The organism is Thermosynechococcus sp. (assembly GCF_046299635.1).
Classification (GTDB): domain Bacteria; phylum Cyanobacteriota; class Cyanobacteriia; order Thermosynechococcales; family Thermosynechococcaceae; genus Thermosynechococcus.
In genome coordinates this window covers 44,042-65,072 of record NZ_JBKBHV010000011.1, presented here as the reverse complement: position 1 = coordinate 65,072, position 21,031 = coordinate 44,042, and the positions used below count along the sequence as shown (strand labels likewise).

Annotated in this window: 25 protein-coding genes and 3 tRNA genes; 11 read left to right on the top strand and 17 right to left on the bottom strand. The window is 53.0% G+C overall.

All coding sequences use genetic code 11. The features are described from left to right. The first annotated feature begins 71 nt into the window (after positions 1 to 71). From ACK4IR_RS06625 to ACK4IR_RS06615, 3 genes are read left to right on the top strand one after another with little or no spacing between them, the layout of a single operon-like run. The gene (locus ACK4IR_RS06625; protein WP_409873544.1) at positions 72 to 1,145 is read left to right on the top strand and encodes a Rieske 2Fe-2S domain-containing protein; all 1,074 of its coding nucleotides are present in this window, start codon (positions 72 to 74) and stop codon (positions 1,143 to 1,145) included. A 57-nt stretch (positions 1,146 to 1,202) separates the two neighbouring features. Then, the gene (gene fabI, locus ACK4IR_RS06620; protein WP_409873565.1) at positions 1,203 to 1,982 is read left to right on the top strand and encodes an enoyl-ACP reductase FabI; all 780 of its coding nucleotides are present in this window, start codon (positions 1,203 to 1,205) and stop codon (positions 1,980 to 1,982) included. Positions 1,983 to 2,029: 47 nt separating this feature from the next. Next, positions 2,030 to 2,875: a PspA/IM30 family protein gene (locus ACK4IR_RS06615; RefSeq protein ID WP_409873542.1), complete on the top strand. Its 846-nt coding sequence runs from the start codon at positions 2,030 to 2,032 to the stop codon at positions 2,873 to 2,875. 6 nt (positions 2,876 to 2,881) lie between these two features. Here ACK4IR_RS06615 and ACK4IR_RS06610 read toward each other — a convergent pair. The 4 genes from ACK4IR_RS06610 to ACK4IR_RS06595 all read right to left on the bottom strand — a co-directional run bounded on the left by ACK4IR_RS06610 (position 2,882) and on the right by ACK4IR_RS06595 (position 4,959). Continuing rightward, positions 2,882 to 2,953: transfer RNA gene (locus tag ACK4IR_RS06610), tRNA-Lys, on the bottom strand. Positions 2,954 to 3,007: 54 nt separating this feature from the next. Beyond that, positions 3,008 to 3,790 (bottom strand): HAD family hydrolase, encoded by a 783-nt coding sequence (locus tag ACK4IR_RS06605; RefSeq protein ID WP_409873540.1) that lies wholly within the window; start codon positions 3,788 to 3,790, stop codon positions 3,008 to 3,010. A gap of 17 nt (positions 3,791 to 3,807) precedes the next feature. Beyond that, a tRNA-Gln gene (locus ACK4IR_RS06600) sits at positions 3,808 to 3,879 on the bottom strand. A gap of 69 nt (positions 3,880 to 3,948) precedes the next feature. Beyond that, positions 3,949 to 4,959, bottom strand: a complete 1,011-nt coding sequence (locus ACK4IR_RS06595) for a sulfate/molybdate ABC transporter ATP-binding protein (RefSeq protein WP_409873538.1) — start codon at positions 4,957 to 4,959, stop codon at positions 3,949 to 3,951. A gap of 173 nt (positions 4,960 to 5,132) precedes the next feature. Between ACK4IR_RS06595 and ACK4IR_RS06590 the strand changes: the two genes are divergently transcribed. From ACK4IR_RS06590 to ACK4IR_RS06580, 3 genes are all read left to right on the top strand, one after another. Further along, positions 5,133 to 5,205 (top strand) — tRNA-Phe (locus ACK4IR_RS06590). A gap of 48 nt (positions 5,206 to 5,253) precedes the next feature. Continuing rightward, the gene (locus tag ACK4IR_RS06585; RefSeq protein WP_409873537.1) at positions 5,254 to 5,460 is read left to right on the top strand and encodes a hypothetical protein; all 207 of its coding nucleotides are present in this window, start codon (positions 5,254 to 5,256) and stop codon (positions 5,458 to 5,460) included. Between the two features lie 418 nt (positions 5,461 to 5,878). Further along, the gene (locus ACK4IR_RS06580; RefSeq protein ID WP_409873536.1) at positions 5,879 to 7,468 is read left to right on the top strand and encodes a glycoside hydrolase family 57 protein; all 1,590 of its coding nucleotides are present in this window, start codon (positions 5,879 to 5,881) and stop codon (positions 7,466 to 7,468) included. Between the two features lie 45 nt (positions 7,469 to 7,513). On the opposite strand, the gene ACK4IR_RS06575 is transcribed toward ACK4IR_RS06580, so the two are convergent. Then, positions 7,514 to 7,957: a SufE family protein gene (locus ACK4IR_RS06575; RefSeq protein WP_409873534.1), complete on the bottom strand. Its 444-nt coding sequence runs from the start codon at positions 7,955 to 7,957 to the stop codon at positions 7,514 to 7,516. A 125-nt stretch (positions 7,958 to 8,082) separates the two neighbouring features. Next, entirely contained in the window at positions 8,083 to 9,492 is a 1,410-nt protein-coding gene (ffh, locus tag ACK4IR_RS06570) for a signal recognition particle protein (RefSeq protein ID WP_409873532.1), read from the bottom strand. A 145-nt stretch (positions 9,493 to 9,637) separates the two neighbouring features. Between ffh and ACK4IR_RS06565 the strand changes: the two genes are divergently transcribed. From ACK4IR_RS06565 to ACK4IR_RS06545, 5 genes are all read left to right on the top strand, one after another. Further along, positions 9,638 to 9,877, top strand: a complete 240-nt coding sequence (locus tag ACK4IR_RS06565) for a helix-turn-helix domain-containing protein (protein WP_409873531.1) — start codon at positions 9,638 to 9,640, stop codon at positions 9,875 to 9,877. Between the two features lie 777 nt (positions 9,878 to 10,654). After that, positions 10,655 to 10,882: a hypothetical protein gene (locus ACK4IR_RS06560; RefSeq protein ID WP_409873529.1), complete on the top strand. Its 228-nt coding sequence runs from the start codon at positions 10,655 to 10,657 to the stop codon at positions 10,880 to 10,882. 399 nt (positions 10,883 to 11,281) lie between these two features. Continuing rightward, positions 11,282 to 11,749 carry a CAAD domain-containing protein gene (locus ACK4IR_RS06555; RefSeq protein WP_409873528.1) on the top strand — a complete coding sequence of 156 codons (468 nt, stop codon included), beginning with the start codon at positions 11,282 to 11,284 and terminating at the stop codon, positions 11,747 to 11,749. Positions 11,750 to 12,070: 321 nt separating this feature from the next. Further along, entirely contained in the window at positions 12,071 to 12,532 is a 462-nt protein-coding gene (locus ACK4IR_RS06550) for a type 1 glutamine amidotransferase (protein ID WP_409873563.1), read from the top strand. Then, positions 12,532 to 13,308: a TrmH family RNA methyltransferase gene (locus ACK4IR_RS06545; protein ID WP_409873561.1), complete on the top strand. Its 777-nt coding sequence runs from the start codon at positions 12,532 to 12,534 to the stop codon at positions 13,306 to 13,308. Before ACK4IR_RS06550 ends, ACK4IR_RS06545 begins: the two co-directional genes overlap by 1 nt. Here the strand turns inward: ACK4IR_RS06545 and psbZ are convergent. The 11 genes from psbZ to ACK4IR_RS06490 form a co-directional block, all read right to left on the bottom strand. Continuing rightward, positions 13,305 to 13,493 carry a photosystem II reaction center protein PsbZ gene (gene psbZ / locus ACK4IR_RS06540; protein ID WP_181496775.1) on the bottom strand — a complete coding sequence of 63 codons (189 nt, stop codon included), beginning with the start codon at positions 13,491 to 13,493 and terminating at the stop codon, positions 13,305 to 13,307. The two genes, ACK4IR_RS06545 and psbZ, sit on opposite strands and share 4 nt — an antisense overlap. Positions 13,494 to 13,610: 117 nt before the next feature. After that, positions 13,611 to 14,465 carry a M23 family metallopeptidase gene (locus ACK4IR_RS06535; RefSeq protein WP_409873527.1) on the bottom strand — a complete coding sequence of 285 codons (855 nt, stop codon included), beginning with the start codon at positions 14,463 to 14,465 and terminating at the stop codon, positions 13,611 to 13,613. A gap of 143 nt (positions 14,466 to 14,608) precedes the next feature. Further along, a complete protein-coding gene (locus ACK4IR_RS06530; RefSeq protein WP_409873525.1) occupies positions 14,609 to 15,364 on the bottom strand; it encodes a phycobilisome rod-core linker polypeptide in 756 nt (251 codons plus the stop codon). Positions 15,365 to 15,397: 33 nt separating this feature from the next. Continuing rightward, positions 15,398 to 16,138 carry a phycobilisome rod-core linker polypeptide gene (locus ACK4IR_RS06525; protein ID WP_409873524.1) on the bottom strand — a complete coding sequence of 247 codons (741 nt, stop codon included), beginning with the start codon at positions 16,136 to 16,138 and terminating at the stop codon, positions 15,398 to 15,400. Positions 16,139 to 16,141: 3 nt separating this feature from the next. Beyond that, positions 16,142 to 16,975, bottom strand: coding sequence for a phycobilisome rod-core linker polypeptide (locus ACK4IR_RS06520; RefSeq protein ID WP_409873522.1), 834 nt, complete (start codon positions 16,973 to 16,975; stop codon positions 16,142 to 16,144). Positions 16,976 to 16,990: 15 nt separating this feature from the next. Further along, positions 16,991 to 17,632: a HEAT repeat domain-containing protein gene (locus tag ACK4IR_RS06515; protein WP_409873520.1), complete on the bottom strand. Its 642-nt coding sequence runs from the start codon at positions 17,630 to 17,632 to the stop codon at positions 16,991 to 16,993. Continuing rightward, the gene (locus tag ACK4IR_RS06510) at positions 17,629 to 18,459 is read right to left on the bottom strand and encodes a HEAT repeat domain-containing protein (RefSeq protein ID WP_409873518.1); all 831 of its coding nucleotides are present in this window, start codon (positions 18,457 to 18,459) and stop codon (positions 17,629 to 17,631) included. The genes ACK4IR_RS06515 and ACK4IR_RS06510 overlap by 4 nt, the downstream gene beginning before the upstream one ends. A gap of 7 nt (positions 18,460 to 18,466) precedes the next feature. Continuing rightward, positions 18,467 to 18,703 carry a phycobilisome linker polypeptide gene (locus tag ACK4IR_RS06505; RefSeq protein WP_149818199.1) on the bottom strand — a complete coding sequence of 79 codons (237 nt, stop codon included), beginning with the start codon at positions 18,701 to 18,703 and terminating at the stop codon, positions 18,467 to 18,469. 43 nt (positions 18,704 to 18,746) lie between these two features. Next, positions 18,747 to 19,610 carry a phycobilisome rod-core linker polypeptide gene (locus tag ACK4IR_RS06500; RefSeq protein ID WP_409873516.1) on the bottom strand — a complete coding sequence of 288 codons (864 nt, stop codon included), beginning with the start codon at positions 19,608 to 19,610 and terminating at the stop codon, positions 18,747 to 18,749. 113 nt (positions 19,611 to 19,723) lie between these two features. Beyond that, on the bottom strand, positions 19,724 to 20,212 hold the full coding sequence (gene cpcA, locus ACK4IR_RS06495) for a phycocyanin subunit alpha (RefSeq protein ID WP_149818203.1): 489 nt from the start codon (positions 20,210 to 20,212) through the stop codon (positions 19,724 to 19,726). A gap of 69 nt (positions 20,213 to 20,281) precedes the next feature. Then, entirely contained in the window at positions 20,282 to 20,800 is a 519-nt protein-coding gene (locus tag ACK4IR_RS06490; protein WP_011057792.1) for a phycocyanin subunit beta, read from the bottom strand. Between the last annotated feature and the right edge of the window lie 231 nt (positions 20,801 to 21,031).

Sequence of the window (21,031 nt, the reverse complement as noted above, 5' to 3'; positions counted from 1 at the left end):
AATAGGATGGGGGAAGCGCTAACTCAACTCCCCCGCCATGCTCCAACGCAGGTGTCTTTCGGAGGTCTTCGATGAGGTCTAGCAGCACCCCCTTCTCTCTCCATGAGGGCAGCAACTTCCTGCGCAACATCTGGTACTATGGCCTGCCCGCCGCTGATCTCAAGCCGGGTCAGTGTCAAGCCAAAGTACTCCTAGGGGAACCCATCCTATTTTGTCGTACCACTTCGGGTAAACCTTTTGCCCTGCGCAATCTTTGCCCGCACCGTGGCATTCCCCTGCACTATGGTCGCTTTGATGGGGAGGAAGTGGAGTGTCCCTATCATGGTTGGCGCTTTAATGCCCATGGCCACTGCACCTTAATTCCCTCCCTGACCAGTGACAGTGATGTGGATTTGAAACACTTTGGCGTCTTTAGCTATCCAGTGCGTGAGGTACAGGGGAATCTGTGGATATTTTTTCCTGCAAAGGAGCGTGACAGCAGTGAACCGAGTATAGAGGTGCCCTTGGTGCCCGGATTTAGTGCCGAGACTCAACCCCAAGCGGTGCAGAAATTCATCTTTCCGGGACATCTTGACCAAGTCTTTATCAACTTTATGGATCCCTCCCATGCGCCCTTTGTCCATGGGGCGTGGTGGTGGCGCAAGCGGGGTAAGCTCTTTGAGAAGGCAAAAACCTTTGATCCATCGCCCTATGGCTTTACAATGCGCCGCCATCCCCTGTTGCGCAAATCTTGGGCGCACCATATTTTGGGTGGTCATCCGGAGGTGGAAATTATCTATCGGCTGCCGGGGATTCGCATCGAGACTAATTATAGCGATCGCCACACCTTTTGTTTTCTGATTACCCTGACTCCCATCAATGACCACGAAACAGAACTCACGGCCACCTACTACTGGACATTTCCGTGGCTTGCCCCCCTCAAGCCATTGCTGGCTCCCTTGGCACGGGAATTTCTCAACCAAGACTTGCGGATTATTGCCAAGCAAAGTGAAGGGCTAAAGTACAAGCCCACCTTAACGCTCATTAAAGAAGCAGATTATCAGGCCAAGTGGTATTACCAAATCAAGCGGGAGTATGAAAAGGCTACCCAAGAGGGACGCGAATTTGTCAACCCCCTAAAAACGCAAGTCCTGCGCTGGCGCTAAAGGCAGCAGCCCCTCTGGTACGATCAGGGGGTTAGATTATTCACATTGTCTGCTCCTATGCTCCTAGACCTATCGGGAAAACGCGCCCTTGTGACGGGCATTGCCAATAATCGCTCCATTGCCTGGGGCATTGCCCAACAACTCCATGCAGCAGGTGCCGAGCTGGCAGTGACGTATCTTCCCGACGAGCGGGGAAAGATCAAGCAAAAGGTTGAGGAACTCACTGCTCCCCTTGACCCCAAGCTGTTTCTGCCTTTGGATGTCCAGCAACCCCAACAAATTGAGGAGGTCTTTGCGGCGATTCAATCCACTTGGGGTGGCTTGGATATTTTGATTCACTGTTTGGCTTTTGCCCAAAAAGAGGATCTCAGCGGTGACTTCTCAGCCGTCTCCCTTGAAGGCTTTAATTTGGCTCTTGACATTAGTGCCTACTCCCTCATTTCTCTCAGTCGTGCGGCCAAACCCCTGATGAACAATGGTGGTTCCATCATCACCCTCACTTACTTGGGGGGCGTGCGGGTTGTGCCAAACTACAATGTGATGGGCATTGCCAAAGCAGCCCTAGAAATGAATGTGCGCTACCTAGCGGCAGAACTGGGGCCACAGAATATCCGAGTCAATGGCATCTCCGCCGGCCCAATTCGCACCCTCGCCTCTTCGGCAGTAGGAGGCATTCTCGATATGATCCACCATGTAGAAGCTACGGCTCCGCTACGGCGCACGGTGACCCAAACAGAAGTGGGTAACACGGCAGCTTTTCTTGCCAGCGATCTTGCCAGTGGGATCACTGGTCAGATTCTTTACGTGGATTCGGGCTACTGCATTATGGGCATGTGAAACGCATGCGCTAGAGTAGAGTCAACGAGTTATTGACGAGGCAAAACATGGGTTTACTCGATCGCGTGGGCATGGTGATTCGCTCTAACCTTAATGCCCTTGTGAGTGCTGCTGAAGATCCAGAAAAAATTCTTGAGCAAACGATTATTGATATGAATGCCGACTTGGTCAAGTTACGCCAAGCGGTTGCTCAGGCCATTGCTGCCCAAAAACGACTCGAACAGCAGTACGCGCAAAATCTTAAAGATGCTCAGCAGTGGGAAGGGCGGGCGCGCCTTGCCCTCAGTAAAGGGGATGAAGCTCTCGCATTGGAGGCATTGAACCGCAAGAAAACCGCTGAAGATACCGCTGCTGCCCTCAAAGCCCAAGTGGATCAAATGACAGTGCAGGTGAAAACGCTCAAGGACAACCTGACGGCGCTGGAAAGCAAAATTTCTGAGGCGAAAACGAAGAAGGAGATGCTCAAGGCACGTGCCCGTGCCGCCAAGGCTTCCGAACAAATTCATCAGGCTGTCAGCAAGGTGGGTACTTCCAATGCGATGGCGGCGTTTGAACGCATGGAAGATAAGGTCTTGCAAATGGAAGCCCGCTCTCAAGCGATCGCTGAACTCAGTGGCGATACTCTCGAAAGTAAATTCCAAGCGCTCCAAAGCAGCGCTAGCCGGCAAGATGTGGAATTTGAACTGCTGGAAATGAAGCGGCAGATGGGTCTATTGCCCGATGCTCCCTCGGCTGGCACGTTGCCCCAAACCTCCGGTGGCAGCAGTCAGTTGAATATCAATATCAACGTCTCTACCCCCGAGGTGCAGGACGCTCCACGCACCAGCTCATCGTCTCAAGCCAAATCCATTGATGACGACATGGCAGAGTTGCGCCGCTTACTCGATAGTTAACCTAGATGGGTCGCCTGGGATTCGAACCCAAGACCAATCGGTTAAAAGCCGAGTGCTCTACCGCTGAGCTAGCGACCCGCGCTGTTTCGCAGCTTTTTCAGTATAGAGAAAACCCCTTTGAAAGACAAGGGGTTAGGGAGAAAGCCAGTGAGGAAATTGGCAAAATTCTTCTAGGCTGAGGAGATGGATACGCGGATGTGCCTCGGCTTGGGCGCGATCGCCGGCGGTGGTATAGCCCCAAGTGGCTAAAAAGAGTTCTGTTGCCTCTAACTCTGGGGTAGCTGCAACTTGTAAAAGCGCTCCGAGGCGATCCTCAACAAACCACAGGGGGGCACCATAGGTTGACTGGAGGGCTTTAAGGATGTTGGTCTTTGGCTGCTGTTGCTCTTTGCCATAGATGGCCTCTGGGGGAAAGAAAAGGTCTGCTTGCTCTAGCAAATAGGCAACAAAGCGTTGCTCTTTGGTGGTGACAATGGCAAGGGGTTGGCCTTGGGCTTGCCAGCGCTGCAAAGCCGCTACAACACCGTCATAAAAGTCATGGAGCGCCAGCCAGCTTTGCCAGTCTGTTTGAATCCAGCGATCGCGCGAACTATCTACCCGCTCTCCTAGGTCAGTGGCGCTGAGATGGTAGGCAACAAGCAGGCGATCGCGCACCTTTGGCCAGTCCTGGAGAATCTCTTGAGAAGGTGTGCCTTCAAGGATTGCCCGCAACAGAAGGGGCATCTCCCACCCCACCGTAATGACAGGCCGAAGTTGACCAAATTTCCACTCCATCTCCTCTAAGGAGAGGGTCAGAGACTGCTCAGGCCATATCTGCCGATACACCCGCCAACTGGTTTGAAAATACTCCCGCAGGCCATTACAGAGGACGCCATCAAAATCTAAGGCTAGCAGTGAAGGTGGAGAATGAGCCATTAATTTTCAGGATTGAACTGGGGCGGGAGGATTCGAACCCCCGAATGGCGGGACCAAAACCCGCTGCCTTACCGCTTGGCGACACCCCATTACGTCGCTTTGTTAGCATAGCAAGTTTGGCTTGGTTTGTTCAAGGGATGAACTGATTTTTTTTCGTGCTAAATGCTGTAGTAGAGGGGGAAGGACTTTGCCTCTCGGGGCTTAATAAACACCTGCTGCTGGGGTTCAAGGTGCAGCTCGTCAAATCGTTCCCGCGAGAGGTGAGCCATCAATTCCTGTCCGTCGTCTAGACGCAGCTCCACCTGAATTTCCCAGCCTAGGTGAATGATGCGGTGAATCCGGGCTGAGACAGTATTCTCATTGGGAGTGGTTTCAATAATGATGTCGCGCGGACGCAGAAAAATATCGCAGTGAGGGGGGGTGCCCTCGGTTTCTTGAAAGACACGGGAGCGCAGGACGTTCACAGGGCCAATAAAGCTCATCACAAAGGGACTGGCGGGGTGGTCGTAAATTTCAGCAGGCGTGCCCACCTGCTCCACTTGACCCTTGTTCATGACCACAATCTGATCCGCGACTTCCATGGCTTCCTCTTGGTCGTGGGTGACGAAGACGGTGGTGACATGGACATCATCGTGCAGATGCCGCAGCCATGCGCGCAGTTCCTTGCGTACCTTGGCATCGAGGGCACCAAAGGGTTCATCCAGCAACAGCACCTTGGGTTCGACCGCAAGGGCACGGGCAAGAGCCACCCGTTGGCGTTGTCCCCCGGAGAGCTGAGAAGGGTAGCGATCGCCCAAGCCGGATAGCTGCACTAACTCGAGTAATTCCTCCACGCGGGCTTTAATCTTGGCACGGGGTACCTTGCGCAGCTCTAAGCCAAAGGCGATATTTTGGCGCACCGTCATGTGCTTAAAAAGAGCATAGTGCTGAAAGACAAAACCGATATTACGCTCTTGAACACTTTGATAGGTAGCGTCCTTGCCTGTGAGCAGAATGCGGCCAGTGTCGGGCACCTCTAGACCGGCAATCAGTCGCAGTAAGGTTGATTTACCCGAACCCGAAGGCCCCAACAGTGCCACCAAAGAGCCACTGGCAATATCCAAATCCACCTGCTTGACCGCTTGAAACGAGCCAAAGGACTTAGAAACATTTTCAATGGTGATGCCCATAGCACTGCCAGTAATACTCTAGTTTCTCTATAAGATTACCGTAGTTTTGAAGCCCTGTCTCTCTGCCCATGCCTCAGTCAACAGCCCTCCATCAATCACGCGTTCAACAATTGATTTTCCGAGAGACTTGTCATAGCACCTAGACGATTGCTAAAATCATAAAGCACTTTCAAGCCGGGATAGCTCAGTTGGTAGAGCAGAGGACTGAAAATCCTCGTGTCGCCAGTTCGATTCTGGCTCCTGGCATTGCAGACTCAATTCGCCTTATTTTGCTCCTATCCAGTGAAACGGAAATTGTTGCATCTTCTTCTGCCGTTTCTGGTGGGGCGTAGCCATGAATGTGACTATCCGCCAGAAGTGAAGGCACTGCCCGTTTGTACACGAGCGCGCTTGGATGCAAAGCAGTCCAGTTTGGCAATTGAACGGGCGGTTCAAGACCTTTTGCGATCAGCCTTGGGGATTTATGATTTGGAACTGGCCACTCTCCAAAGCGCTCACTAATCTATGGTTTTTCAGCATCCCCGATACAGTCAGGTCTTCGATGATCACCCTGCCGTGGTTCTTGGCCAAGTAACTGGTGACCTTATGAAGGGCGTGAGAGATGGATAGTTTACTCACAACGATTATTATACATGATAAAGTAAAATATGTATAATTTTGAATAACTTATAGATTACTGCTGCAAACCCTTGAAATCCTCGTGGAAATTCTCCACCCACCTCAGGAACTCAAGTTTCAAGGCATTGGCTGGCAGCGATATGCCCTACCTGTGGCAGGATAGCGCCTCAAATGATAAATCTGAAGAAAAGATAAAAATTTAACGTTGCAGATTTAGCTATTTCGCCTAAGATGAGGGAAACTCAACTCATCTTATTGATCCCCTGCCGTTGTCCCGAATACATAAACAGGCAAACTTCCTATGGCAATTGGTTATTTAGCGCTGGTTTTGCATGCTCACCTCCCCTTTGTCCGCCATCCCGAGAGCGACTACGTTTTAGAAGAAGAGTGGCTCTTTGAGGCGATTACCGAAACCTATGTGCCCCTCATCTGGATGTTTGAGGGATTAAAACGTGACGGCGTGGACTTCAAAATCACAATGAGTATGACGCCGCCACTAATTTCAATGCTGCGGGATCCACTGTTGCAGGAACGCTACGATCAGCACTTGGCAAAACTAGAGGAACTGGCCGAGCTAGAGGTAGAGCGCAATACCTACAATGGCCACATCCGCTACCTTGCCGAGCATTATGCTCAAGAATTCAACCGCGTGCGGCAAACATGGGAAAACTACGATCGCGACCTTGTCAAGGCCTTTAAGCAGTTTCAAGACACCAATAACCTCGAAATCATTACCTGTGGCGCCACCCACGGCTACCTGCCCCTGATGAAAATGTATCCCCAAGCGGTGTGGGCACAACTCCAGGTGGCCTGTGAGCACTATGAGCAAACCTTTGGTCGTCCGCCCAAGGGCATCTGGCTACCGGAATGTGCCTATTACGAAGGCTTAGAGCGAATGCTTGCCGATGCTGGTTTGCGCTATTTCATTACCGATGGCCATGGTATTCTCTATGCCCGTCCCCGCCCTCGCTTTGGCACCTATGCGCCCATCTTTACTGAAACCGGGGTAGCTGCCTTTGGTCGCGATCACGAATCCTCCCAGCAGGTGTGGTCATCGGAGGTGGGCTATCCGGGGGCACCTGAATACCGTGAATTCTACAAGGACTTGGGTTGGGAAGCGGAGTACGAATACATCAAGCCCTACATCATGCCCAATGGCCAACGCAAGAATACTGGAATTAAATACCACAAAATTACCGGGCGGGGTCTTGGTTTAGGGGATAAGCAACTCTATGACCCCTATTGGGCACGGGAAAAAGCTGCCGAACACGCTGCCAATTTCATGTTTAACCGCGAAAACCAAATTCGCTATCTGCACCACCTGATGCAGCGTCCGCCCATTGTCGTCTCTCCCTACGATGCTGAACTCTATGGCCACTGGTGGTATGAAGGGCCTTGGTTCCTTGACTTTCTCTTCCGCAAAGTTTGGTTTGACCAAGACACTTTTGCCATGACCCACTTGGCGGACTATCTGCGTGCCCATCCCACCCAACAGGTGTGCCGTCCTTCCCAGTCCAGTTGGGGCTATAAGGGCTTCCATGAATACTGGCTCAACGACACCAATGCTTGGATTTACCCTCACCTCCATAAGGCTGCCGAACGGATGATTGAACTGGCCAAGGGAGAGCCGTGGGATGAACTGAGTTGGCGTGCCCTCAACCAAGCGGCACGGGAATTGCTCCTTGCTCAATCTTCGGACTGGGCCTTTATCATGCGCACAGGCACAATGGTGCCCTATGCCGTTCGCCGCACCCGTAGTCACCTGATGCGCTTCCACAAGCTCTACGAGGACATCAAGGCTCAAAAAATTGATGCCGGTTGGTTGGAAAAAGTGGAAGCCATTGACAATATCTTTCCCCACATCAACTATCGTGTGTATCGCCCTTTGTAAATGGGGGTTGAGAAACCGCCTTCTCTGCGAGGAACCAATGTCCTGCTAAGGGCGAAGCCCCGCTATCTGAAGTGAGGCCACTTGGGTTTGCAGAAAGCGAAACATATTGTAGAATCCATTGCTCCGTGAGGGGGTTAAGCTCACATCCAGCCCGGTGCGTTTAATGAAGTCAGGAGAAAGCTGCAAAATTTCTGCCGGTGTCAGCTCATTCAGACCGCTAATTAGCAGCCCCAACAGCCCCTTGGGAATTTGGGCATCAGAGCTACCCCGGAAGACAACCTTTCCCTCGGGGGTGAGCTGAGCCACAAGGTGCACTTCGGAAACACAGCCCGGCACACGATTTTCGGGTGTACACTCTTGAGGGGACAGAAGCGGTACTTTTTTGGCAAAAGAGAGCAAATATTCATAGCGGCGGCGGGCATCTTGGATTTGTTCAAAGCGCTGCACAATTTGCTCAAGGCTGGGGGGAAGACAGGAGGTTAAAATCATGGTTGTAAAGGGTAACAGTGCACTTTAGGTTTTTCATTTAAGTTAATACAAAAAATCGTCTGCTGCTTGCAAAAGTCCTTAACCAATCCATTGAGAAAGTTCGCTCAGCGAGAAAACCTTTCCCCTTAGAGCACGCCGAAACCCTTGCGTTTCTTTTGTTTTTTTGGCTTTTTGGGGGCCTGAGCACGTCCCCCTCGGCCTATTGGGTTCATGCCCGGCATGCCCATTCCCGGAAAGCCCCCTTGTCCCATCTGCTGCATCAGCGATCGCATGCGCTGGAAGTCACTAACCAATTTTGTAACATCAGCTACCGAATAACCCGAACCTTTGGCAACCCGTTCCCGGCGACTGGGGGAGCTAGCGAGTAGTTCAGGGTTGCGGCGTTCTTCGCGGGTCATGGAGTTAATCATGGCTTCCGCCCGCTTCAGTTGCACTTCCCCCTGCTGGAGTTGCTCCGTTGAAATTTTATTCATGCCGGGGATGAGCTTCATAATTCCCGCCAAGGAACCCATGTTTTTGAGTAGGCGCAGTTGCTTGAGGAAGTCATCAAAGTCAAACTGAGCTTCGAGAATTTTGCGGGACATTTTTTCGGCATCGGCCAAGTCCACTTCCTCTTGGGCTTTTTCCACAAGGGTGAGGACATCCCCCATCCCTAAGATGCGCGAGGCCAAGCGATCGGGATAGAAAGGCTGGAGCGCCTCGACTTTTTCCCCGACACCGATGAACTTAATCGGCTGCCCGGAGACTCGACGCACCGAAAGAGCCGCACCGCCGCGTGTATCGCCATCGAGCTTGGTGAGAATGGCGCCTGTAATCCCCACCTGCTCATGGAAAGCACGGGTGAGATTCGCGGCCTCTTGCCCAGTCATCGCATCCACCACCAAGAGGGTTTCGTGGGGTTGTACCGCTTCCTTAATGGCCGCCAGTTCCGCCATCATCTCGGCATCAATTTGTAGGCGCCCCGCCGTGTCAATAATTACCGTATCCACACCGAGTTCCTTGGCTTGAGCCACCCCTTGGCAAGCAATTTCTACGGGGCTAACCTCTGTACCCATCTCAAACACGGGCACGTCAATTTGTTTACCGAGGGTAATCAACTGGTCAATAGCAGCGGGACGATAGACATCGGTGGCCACCAAGAGGCTGCTGCGGCCTTCTTTGCGCAGGTGCAGGGCGAGCTTGGCGGTGGCGGTGGTCTTCCCAGTGCCCTGTAAACCCGCCATGAGAATAATCGTCGGTGGTGGCTCCACGTGAGCAAGGGGGCTGTAGGATTCCCCCATCACTTCGACAAGGGCATCGTAAACAATTTTGATAAATTGCTGATCGGGGCGAACCCCAGCAATCACCTCAGCGCCGATCGCCCGCTGACGCACATTTTCAATAAACTCTTTGGCCACTTGGAGGTTGACATCGGCCTCCAATAGGGCGCGGCGCACTTCCCTGAGAGCTTCTTGGATATTATTTTCGGTGATTTTGTCTTGACCCCGTAGGGTTTTCCAAGCAGATTCAAGGCGTTCGGCAAGGGCGTCAAACATGGATTACAGCTCAAGGGGCGACGAGAATTTCATTAGTCTTAGAGTATCTATCATAAATGCTGCAAGGGTACTGCCACTATAGCCTTGCTTAGGAGTACGGGGAATTGCAGTTCTGTCCTTGAGACTCAAGTCTATAATCGACAGCATGATTCTAACCTATGAGTACCACATCCAACTGAACAACCACCATGCAGCCCTACTGCTACAGTGGCTAGAGCTGCTACGGGGGCACTGGAACGACTGCTTGGAACAAAGACTGGATCGGTTACATCGGACTCGATGCTGGATTGATCGATGCTCTTTGGTCTCGCAGCCAAGTGGTGAGATTCCTGACTGTCCTACCCCCTATTCTCAAGCGGCACAACTGAAACAGACGCAAGAGTGATTTCCTGAGTACAAGCTGATTTATCACGAGGTGCAACAACAGAGCTTACTGCGGCTAGAAAACGCATGGAAGCGTTGGTTGTTTCCTAGTGCTGCTAGCAGGCGCGGCGGCAGACCCAAGTTTAAGAAATACGGGACAAACCATCAAGCTGAGCAAGATAGGCGAGATGCCAATCATTTTGCACCGTCTTTTACCAAACGGAGTGACGCCAAAAACCTGTAGTGTTGTTCAGACCGCGGATAGTTGGTCTGTGTGCCTCACCCTAGAAGACAAGACCGTGCCTGCGCCTGTTCCAAAGAATCAATCAAATATCAAAAGCGCCACTGGGATTGACTTGGGGTTGAACAGCTTCTTGGTGACCGCTCAAGGAGAAGAAGTCTCTCACCCGAAGTTTTATCGGTGATCGCAGAGCCTTTCTCGAGACCAAAACTCAGCGAGAGTGATCCTCAACCGCACCTTGATACGCCTTGGAACTCACGATGTCTCTAGGGGTTGCCCAGTCTGTAAAGCAGGAAACTCTGATAGCGATATTGGAAGCCTTCACTATACCTTTCCTTTAGGTTAGCGAGAGAGAACGTCACACAGTCTTTGCTTTCCATTTAAGTAGAGGGCTGCGAGTTGCAATTTGTAGCAAAGTTAGCAGTGGTAGTCAACCGTATCCGCTAAGCTTTCACGGTAAGATAAAAACATCAGGGTTAGAGTCTTTATTTTTATGAGGTTCTATAGAGACTACATATTAACTGCCTATTAAAGGCTCTGATCGGCGGGAGGTGTCCGATGCTTGTGATCCTCACCCAAAATCAGATTTTACCGTCACAGTCTGTGTGTCAATCTTGCTTGTTGGCCGATCGCCAAGGCCAACCTCGCTGGCAAGAGGGTCGGCTCCGTTGTGGGGCACCTCTGGGGAGTACCGCCGAGGCGGGATGTCAACACTTTCGCTGTCAAATGGGGTTTCATTTAGTGGCGGTGTCCAATTTGCCCACTCCTCTAGAGCAAGACCCCTGAACGATCGCTCCTAGCGGGAGAAGTAGCCCCAAAAACGGTACAACAGGCGAGGTTTAACATTCATTCATTGGCGCCCCGTTACGGTGGTGCCAGTACCCGTTCTTTTAAGACATAAAATTGTCGGCTGCTCAATGGACTTGCGCCCCTCTAGTTCTGGACGGCCTGTACGGCAGAGTTATGAGCATCTTGGTAGTGATGAAACGTGGCTCAGGGGTGGTGAATTCCTTTCAAAGGGGAAGGAGCAAGGATACTTGGGTACTCAATGAGTAGAGTTGTCTTTTGGGAATATGAGATGCTAGCGGTAAAGCACCACCTATGTTAAACAATTATTAGCTATGAGCCAACGCTGATCGGTGAACCTAGCTTACACTTGCTGAGGTAGTGAAGGAAATTAAGCGCATGAATGAATTTGAGACATCCCCAACCACAGAAACCACTCATACAGAAAAGCCTATTTTTGAACCAACCCCTGCGCCCGCACCTTTAGCGGAACGGGAAGAGTCCACAGCTCCGAAAGTGGGGGGTCTCACGGACGAGCAGTGGCAACAAGCACGGGAAAAACTCTATTGGCTCCTCACGGTCTTCCCCGATCAGGTTAGTACGTTTCTGGGTGAATACAAGCAGCCTTTGCGCACGCTCCTCATCATTCTCGCCACCGTTCCCTTTGTGGCACTGGCGGTTGCCATTCTGGAGGTGGTCAATGCCATTCCCCTCCTAAGTCCCACTTGCGAACTTGTGGGCTTTGGCTACACTTGCTGGTTTCTCTATCGCTACGTTCTCTTTGAGTCGGGTCGTCGGGAATTGGGTCAAAAGGTGAACGAGTATAAAGCTCGTATCCTTGGGAATGAAGGCGGCAGCTCTTCCTAAGGGAATTCATGTAGCTGCACTATCTCCAGCACGTGCCCTTTGAGACCCCTGCACACATTGCACGGTGGGCGGCCTGCGGTTTTGATTGGCAAGGCAGTCATCATGACAGGGCGTGTCCACCCAAACCCTGCGGCGGTAGGAGACCCCATCTGTTAAAGTTTATTAAGTACCCCAAGCTCTGGGGGAATTGAAGCCTGTGGAGAAGTAATCCCCCTTGAGAGCGTCGCTCTTGAGACTTCGATGAAGCAGGAAGTCAGCAGCAAATCTAAACTAAACAATGGAGTCTATTTGACTTGACTGGATAGATTTGTAACTGTATAGATTTGTATAAGTCTTACAGAGCAGATTTGCCTTGGTGCTCAGCTCTTAGCGCAGGTTTTAGGAGCAGAGGTGATCGCAGCACCCACGAAGGAAATTGGCTGGTTTCCCATTGAACTCACAGCAGCCGCCCAAGCGCATCCTTGGTTTCAAGATTGGCCATCCCAACTGACGGTGCTGCATTGGCATGGGGAGATGTTTAGCCTCCCCACCGACGTAATTCTCTTGGCCAAAAGTGCCGCCTGTCTGCAGCAGGGATTCCTGTGGGGCGATCGCGTTGTCGGTCTTCAGTTTCACCTAGAAGTGACCTCCGCAAGCTTTGGGGAGTTGATTCGGCACTGTCAGCACGAACTAGTACGCGGTTCCTTCATTCAATCGGCAACCGAAATTCAAGCCCAAGCGGCGCAAACGGCACTCTTGACCCCCCATCTGGAACATTTACTGGATCGCTGGATCAGTCCGTGATCATTACCAGTCGGCAAAATTCCCTTGTGCGTTCGATCCGCAAGCTGCACCAGCGCAAATATCGCCAAGGGCAATTACTGCTAGAGGGCACTCACCTGCTACAGGAAGCCCTAGCAGCCGGCTATCGCTTTGCAGTGGTTTGCTACACGGCGTCTTGGCAGGCTAAGCAATCGCCAGCCTTTTGGCAACAGATTCTGCACAGGAGCGATCGCGCCGTTGAAGTCAGTGAAGAGGTACTTGCTGCCCTGTGTACAACAACAACACCCGATGGTGTGGTGGCCGTTGCCGACTATACGCCCCTGCCTACATTGCCGTTGAAGCGTTTAGGCCTGTGTTTGGTCACACTTCAGGATCCCGGTAATCTGGGAACAATCATCCGCACCGCTGCCGCAGTGGGTGTTGAGGGACTATTGCTGACTCCTGATTGCGTAGACATAACCCATCCAAAAGTTTTGCGTGCCAGTGCTGGTCAGTGGTTTCGCCTCCCCATGCAAACCGTTACCGATGGTTTGGCAACCCTCAAGACCTATCAAGCCCAAGGATGGCAAATTGTGGTCACACTACCGACTGCACCACTTATCTATTGGCAAGCGGATTTTCGTCAACCTACCTTGCTCGTCATGGGAAATGAAGGCCAAGGGTTACCCCCGGCCTACCAAAATCTGACCTTTACTGCACTGCGGATTCCTCAGGAGCCAAACGTTGAATCCCTGAATGTGGCGATCGCCACAGCGGTGCTCTTGTACGAAGTCTATCGCCAACGCTGGTTGGACTAAACCACAAAGAAGTTGAGAACGCCCACCACCAGCACTAGGGCAATCCATAGCCCAGAGCCAAGGAAAATTAACTGCTTTGAGCGATCCCAATCTTGGGGAGAGGCGTAGGCCACCGGCACACCCACCACCATCACAAAGGACAGGATGACAAGGGCAGCAAGAGCCAGTTGAAAAAGAATCGTCATTGTTGCTAACTCCCAAATCTTATCAGCGGCAATGGTAGCGAAGTGGCTACCTCTGAAGTAGCATTATCTCCCATTTCTTGACCCTAAACTAGGCAGGGAAGCGAGTTCATTGCGCAACTACTGCCAGCCCTGAGTTAACCACGATCGCGGATCGACGCACTCACCATTCACGTAGAGTCCCCAGTGTAAATGCGGCCCTGTGGAGGCACCCGTATCCCCTACGGTGCCAATGACTTGCCCCGCTTCAACCATTTGCCCTTCTTGAACGTGGATTTGATCGAGGTGAAGGTAAATTGTCAGTACCCCTTGCCCATGGTTAATGCCGACCGTGTTGCCATGGATGAGAAACCCTTGGGATTCTCGCCCCACTAAGGCCACACGTCCCCGCTGAGCGGCCACCACGGGTGATCCTTTAGGGCCGGCATAGTCCAAACCGCGATGGAAGTAGTCCTTGGCAAAAACGCCGTTGTAATATCGCCGCACACCGTAGGGGGTGGTTACAGGGCCACTGTTGGGGCGGTGAAAGGCACCTTGCCAGAGTTTTGTGGGTGTGACCAAAGCCTTAAAAGCATCCACGCGATCGAATTCAAAATCGGTTCCTGAGGTGTCTTTGCCCGGTGGTAGCCAAATGCGTTGCACAGGAAATGAGCGATCGCCCACCCACAGGAGCATGTTGCGGGTTTCCTGTCCTGAGCGAACCACCAATGAGCGGCGGCCGGGGGTCTGGAGGGGTGTGGTGGCCATAAACGCCCGCCATTGCTGTGGACCGATGAGAAACACCGGCAGGACTTTACCTGCCACCTCGACGGTGGGTTGCTCGGAAGCGGTAACCACAATGGCCAGTGTATCCCCCAAAACGGCGCGCTCAGGACTGACGGTAACCGTCAGCGGAATCGTAACTTGACTACTGGCGGGCAGCACAGTGACAGTGACGATGGCAGGTACCAGCCAAGGGAGAAGGCGATCGCTCATAGCTTCCAGAAAAAACTAACTCAAGATTAGACTGTTGAAATGTGTAAGCGCTCCCAGAAATTCACGGAGTATAAAATATAAAAGAAAAAAGCCGCCAGTCAATTCACCGACGGCCACACCATTAGCACATTTTTCAGCCCGACTTAACGGCGGCGGGGCACTTTGGCCAAGTAGTCAATGTCAGCAGCACGCAACTGCTGGGCATAGCGCGTCTTGGGCGCGATCGCGGCTGCCAATTCGCGGTATTTGCGGGGGTCACCCTCCGGTAGCCGCCGCTCCTGGAACTTGCGATCATAGAATTTTTCCAAGGTAAACCGCCAATCCGTCTTGGTGGTGCCCACTTTATCGCGGTATTCAAAGCCATAGCGCGGCGTTACGAGGTTAAAGGGACGTCCCTCCATCCGCTTGCGCTGGTAAGGCACCGTAAAGTCCCCAAAGGCATTGGTGTATTCCTCACTGTCGAGGAGGGCATCCACAAATCCATGGAAGCCTAGGGTACCGATTTTAATTGACCAAGCAATTTTTTCCTCTTCGTTGTAGGCACTGCGCCCCAAGAACCGCCGTAGGCAAACATCCACCAAGCGGTAGTTGTCGTTCACCGCCACCACGGTATTGTAGAAGCGCTCCGATTTGGCCAGACCGCGAATAAAGTCGCGCACCGTAATCACCCGATTCACCAGTTGGGATTCTAGGGTGATTTGACGGTTGAAGGCCAAGGTGGCATGCTCGCTAAACACTTGCCGATAGCAGGCCCAGATCACCTCGCGAATTTCCGGATAGGAGGCCGCATCCTCAAGCCGATAGATATAGGGGGTATCTTCGTTTTGATCGGCAATGCCAAAGCTAGCGACGCGGTGGTTTTGAGTCGTAGGCTTATAAGCAAGCAGAGGTAAGTCCATGGATCTCTCCCAAGTCAAAGAGTGAAACAATAGCTAGCGCAGCGGAAAGGTCGCCGTCGGGTTGATCGACACCGGTACAATCGGGCGATCGCGCCGTGTGGTATCGGGGATTTGCACATTGGCTGTGGACACTGGCTTGAACTGCACAGGTGTCACCTTGACCGAGCGTGCCATCTCCAAGAAATTGCGAATGTCGCCCCACTTGTAGCGACTGTTCTCTAACTTATCGCGCCAGTAGTCACCATAGCGAGGGGTAACTAAGTTAAAGGGACGATCTTTATACCGACGCCGCTGGTAGGGCACGGTGTTATCACCGAAGTTTTGCGTATATTCGTCACTGTCCACAAGGGTGTCCACAAATTTCTGCCAACCATCGGTAGCAATGCGAATAGACCACGCCAGTTCTTCTTGTTTATTGTAGGGGGCACGCCCAAGGAGCCGCTTCAGGGCAATTTCCACCAAGCGATAGTTGGAGTTGGTCTCCACCACCAAACGGCGGAAGGTCTCCGATTTGGCCAAGCCACGAATAAAATCCCGTACTGAAATGGCACGATTGGCTAGTTGTGACTCCAAGTGGGGCTGGCGGGTACTCTTGAGGACGACGTGTTCGCTAAACACTTGGCGATAGGCTGCCCAAATCAGTTCATCAATATCCGACTGATCGGCTGCATCCTCAAGGGCATAGCGCCAAGGCGTGTCTTCATTGGGCACTTCATAGCCCGGTACCCGCTGATTTTGGGAACTGAGGGCATAGCTGAGCAAGGGGATCGTCATGGCTTACACCTTTGGTTGAGAGGGCAAATAACGATAGGGCAACGCAACGGGCACAGGTTTGACAGGAGTGGGCGGCAGATCTCGCTCTTGGGCTGTTTCAGGAACTGTCACCAAACTTGAGGTTGCCCGTGCTACATGGCGTTGAGTATCAAGGGTGGGCACCACAATGGAGCGTGCCATTGACAGGAAGTTGGCAGGAATCGCACCCCGAATAACTTGCTTATCGAGTGGTCCTGCGGTGTAGTAGCGCACCTGGTAGTAAGAACGGCCACTGAGGGAAATTTCCTTGTTGCGCCAGTAGTCGCTGTAGCGAGGATTAACGAGGTTAAAAGGACGCGCCCGGCGCCGCCGCCGCTGATAGGGGACAATATCGGCACCAAAGTTTTGCTGGTACTCGTCGCTGTCTACGAGGGCATCAATAAATCCCTCAAGTCCACGGGTGGCTAAAATAATCGACCACGCAATCTGCTCCTGCTGGCCATAGGTGGGGCGGCCAAGGAAGCGCTTGAAGGAGACATCCACGAGGCGGTAATTGGAGTTGACGGCTGCCACTTGCTCGCGATAGACCTCGGACTTACCCAAGCCACGGATAAAATCCTGAACAGAAATGGCACGATTGCGCAGTTGGGATTCTAGGAAGGGCTGACGGTAGGAGGCCAAAATCAGGTGTTCACTAAAAATCTGGCGATAGGCTGCCCAAATCAGGGCATCCACGTCTGCGGCATCGGTGGCATCAGTGAGGCGGTAGATGACGGGATCATCCTCGGCGGGGACTTCATAACTGACCACCCGCTGGTCAAGGGTTCTGGGCTTCACAGCCAGCAAGGGTAACGACATAACTTTCCAATCCTTTTAGGTGTGCATGGACAGAGAGTCCCTCTGGAGGGCAAGTTGACAACGGGAACGCACCACAATGTCAGGGTCGCGATCGCTCAAATGATTCAGGAGTGAACGCACAGCCTCCCGAAGGGCACGAGCAGCCGCCTGCTGATAGAGATGCTCGAGGGCAACGCCAACGGCATAGCGAACCGCCCAATCCGCTGCTTCACTGTTGCGCTGGAGGACTGTCAGTGCCTTCTGTAATTGAGTCACTCTTTCAGCTTCCTCAGGAATTAACTGCCAGCGCAGCGTTCCTAAGGCCTTTGTGGCGGCACGGCGGACACTGGGGGCAAAATCCGACTGGGCAGCAGCCAATAAGACCCGCAGGGCGGCTGGATGACCGATGCTCCCCAAGATGCGCACTTCATAAGCGCGGGCACTATAGTTGTATTCATCCAACTGAGCCAGCAGTGGCTCGACCACGGCATCCCCAAGGGCAATGAGACCTTCTACGGCAGCTTGGGCGGCGGCGGGGTTGTTATACCTCAAAACGGCAATGAGCGTGGGAATGGCAGCGGTGTCTTTTTGCTGGGCAAGCTGAGTCACAGCCTCTTGCAAGGCCACAGCGGAGGTGGCCGTCTCAACCGCATGGATATAGGCAAGGAGATCACTCACAGCAGTTGATCCAATCCTTGAAAGAGGGGGAGGATCTGCTTTGGTGGGGTGGCCTGCCGCAGTTGCTTGCCTAGGATGCCGTGGAGGGCAATGAGCTTGAAGCTGACCTCAACCCCTGCTTGCAAAATGGCCTCTGCTGCGGGTAAATACCCCATCGCTCCCAAATCTAGAAGCGCTGTCCGCCGCAGTTGGACATCCTCACTTTCCAGCGCTGCCAGCAGGCGATCGCCATATTCCGCCGCCCCCGTGAGCTGAAACAGTGCCCGCGCAGCGGCAAATTGGACTCGCGGCATTTCATGGGCTAGGAATGGCTCAATCAGGGGAATGGCTCTGGTGGCACCGAGGTGACCTAAGCTTTCAATCACGGCTTCCACCGGCTGCACCAGGTGGGGACGCCCGGGCACCCGCCGCGCCATCGCCACACCGCCTTCTAGAAGGGCTTGCAAAGGTGCGATCGCTTGGGGATCCCCCAATTGACCAAGGGCAATGGCCGCCGCTTCCCGCACATAAAAATCCTCGCAGCGTAAGCACTCAATTAACGCTGGTACGGCTTGGCGATCGCCCAACTTGCCTAGGGCACGGGCAGCATTGCGCCGCAGGGGGTAGCCCCCCAATTCTGTGCGATCGGTCTCATCGGCTAACGCCACAATCAAAGCCTCAACAATCGCCTGCCGCTCCGCTGTCGTTGCCGTTTCCAGACCGAACTTCCCCAACCACCAGGCCGCGTAGTAACGGAGACTGGTATCCGTCCCCTGAAGCTGCGCCAGCATTTGGGGCACTGTCAGTTGCACTGGTTCAGAGACCGCCGTCATTCCCTCTCCTAACATCAGCCACTTAAGAGGCGACCACTGGGGTAATGGAAACGATTTTGCCGCCCATGCGGGTAATGCGCTGCATCTCTTCATTCATGCGGTTGTAGGGCACCGTAATAAAGGTGCTACCGCTGCGCCGAATTGGAAACCCCATTTTGTCGGTTTCTTCGTTTTGACGCAGACCCACAACCTCGTAGCGGAAAACGCGAGCGCCGGAGGGGCTAAGGGCAGCACTTCCAGACGCAGTTTGACCAAACATGACACCTGACTCCCAATCTCAAAAGGACGTTAAACAAACATTCCTAGGCAGGATTGACACTGACAATGCGAGCACCTGTGCGCTGAAGCTGCTGCATTTTGCTCGACAGTTGCTCATAGGGTACCAAGAAGGCGGTACTGCTGCGGCGCACTCCTGGATAGCCCGGTTGGCGAATGCCCGCCACTTCAATGCGATAGACGCGACCACTTTCACCAAAGGAACCACCCAAGCAAGCCCGTGGGGGAACATCAGCACTGGGAGTGTAGTAGGCAAAGGCCGTATCGCTACTCGAAGGGGGCACCACTGTATTGGGACTGTTGGTGGCCAAATCCCGTGCTAAACGGGACATGCTGCCTTCCGCTTGGGCGCGATCGCTATTGGCGTAACCGCGATAAAGACGGAACATGCGGTTAAAGCCGACGGTTTTTTGTCCCGGCTGGCTGTTAAAGCCGCGGTAGTAGGGCACCACCCAATCCCCAAAACTATTGGTGTACTCGGGGGAATCAATGTAGGAGTCAATGTCGGCATCAAAGCCCTCATTTTCGTAGAGATCTAAGTGAAAAATCACTTCCGACTCATCGTAGGGTGCCCGCCCCAACAAATGCTTATAGTTCAGTTCAATGACACGGGTTTGAAAATTGCCATAGAGAAACTTCTCTTTGTAGAGTTCTGACTTGGCCACTGCGCGCACAAACTCCCGCACGGTAATTTTGCCATTGCGCAACAGTGACTCCGCACTCACCAAACGCTCCGATGCCATGACATAGTCGTTGCCCAAGACCTGACGGTAAACGGCACGGATGACAGTCTCTAGATCTTCCTCGCTCCAGTTGGCACGCAGCTCCACCCGAGGGGCATCACTGAAAGCGGAGGTACCCAAGCGCGAAGCAGCAGCAGTAATAGCCACGGTACAAACTCCTAAATATCGAGGGTACAAACAAGCCCGGTGTTGTAAACAAAGGGTCAGCCCAACGCCGACAACATCTGCTTACCTCACCGGGCAACGAAAGGAAACGCCTATTAGCTGAGAGCGTTAATGGCGTAGTCGATGTAGGCGTTGGCTTCCACCGCAGCTTGGCCGGTCAAGCCATGATTGGCTTTGATGTATTTCAGAGCTTCCACATACCAGCTTGGGGAAAGATCAAACGTGCTGTTGATTTCCGACAAGCCAGCGATGAGGTACTCATCCATCGGACCGGTGCCACCTGCAACGAGGCAGTAGGTCACCATCCGCAGGTAGTAGCCGATGTCACGGGCGCACTTGGCTTTGCCTTCAGGGGTCGAGGCATACTGAGAGCCTTGCATGGTGGTGGTGTAAGGGAATTTTTGGTACACCGCTTGAGCTGCGCCGTCAATCAGGCTCTGAGCATTGTTGGTCAGAGCGCGAGCAGCTTCCATGCTGGCCACAGCGCGCTTGAAGCGACCGTCAACCGCTTGCAGTTCGGTGTTGCTCAGGAAACGACCTTGGGTATCGGCGGCGGCAATGGCTTCAGTAATCGGCGTTTTCATGGATAAAATATCTCCCTAAAAAATGTGCGTGTTCAGAACGGTCAAAGTTAGAGTCATGTCAAAGGTGCCTTAGGCAACAGCGGCAGCGGCACGATCAAAGTAGCCAGCGATTTCGGACATCAGGGCGCTGCAATCGCCAGGGGTGATGCCGTTGGGATCATTGGCGATCGCGATCGCGGCATCTTTCATTTTTTGAATAGCCACAGCCACGGAGGAACCGGGAGTACCGAGGGCTTGGTAGGTTTCCCGCAGACCGTTCAAGCAGCGATCATCGAGCACGCTGGAGTCACCGGCCAAAATGGCGTAGGTCACATAGCGCAAGATGATTTCCATGTCGCGCAGGCAAGCAGCCATACGACGGTTGGTGTAAGCATTCCCACCGGGTTGGATCAGTTGGGGTTGCTCTGCAAAGAGGGCACGAGCAGCATTGGCAACGATCGTGGAGGCATTGCTGGTGATGCGGTTGACAGCATCCAGACGCTTGTTGCCTTCTTTCACCAAGTTGGACAGGGCATCGAACTGGGCGTTGGTGAGGAATTCACCGCGGGCATCGGCCTGAGCGACAACTTTGGCAAATGCATCTAGCATGGATCAATTCTCCTTAAAGGTTATTAAAGAAGTGAGACCTTCTTGACATTCCTGGTCATAAAGATAACGCAGGATTCTTAGAGAGCTGATCAGCAACTCCCCAAAGGCTGTGCCAAGCAACCTGAGAGCGACCAAGCTGATCCTTGGTGTGTTTTTAAGAAACGCACAACGCTCTTGGGCGTGCCGGAAAGGTCTAACGATCACTGATAGGTTGTTCCGCAAAGGGGTCTG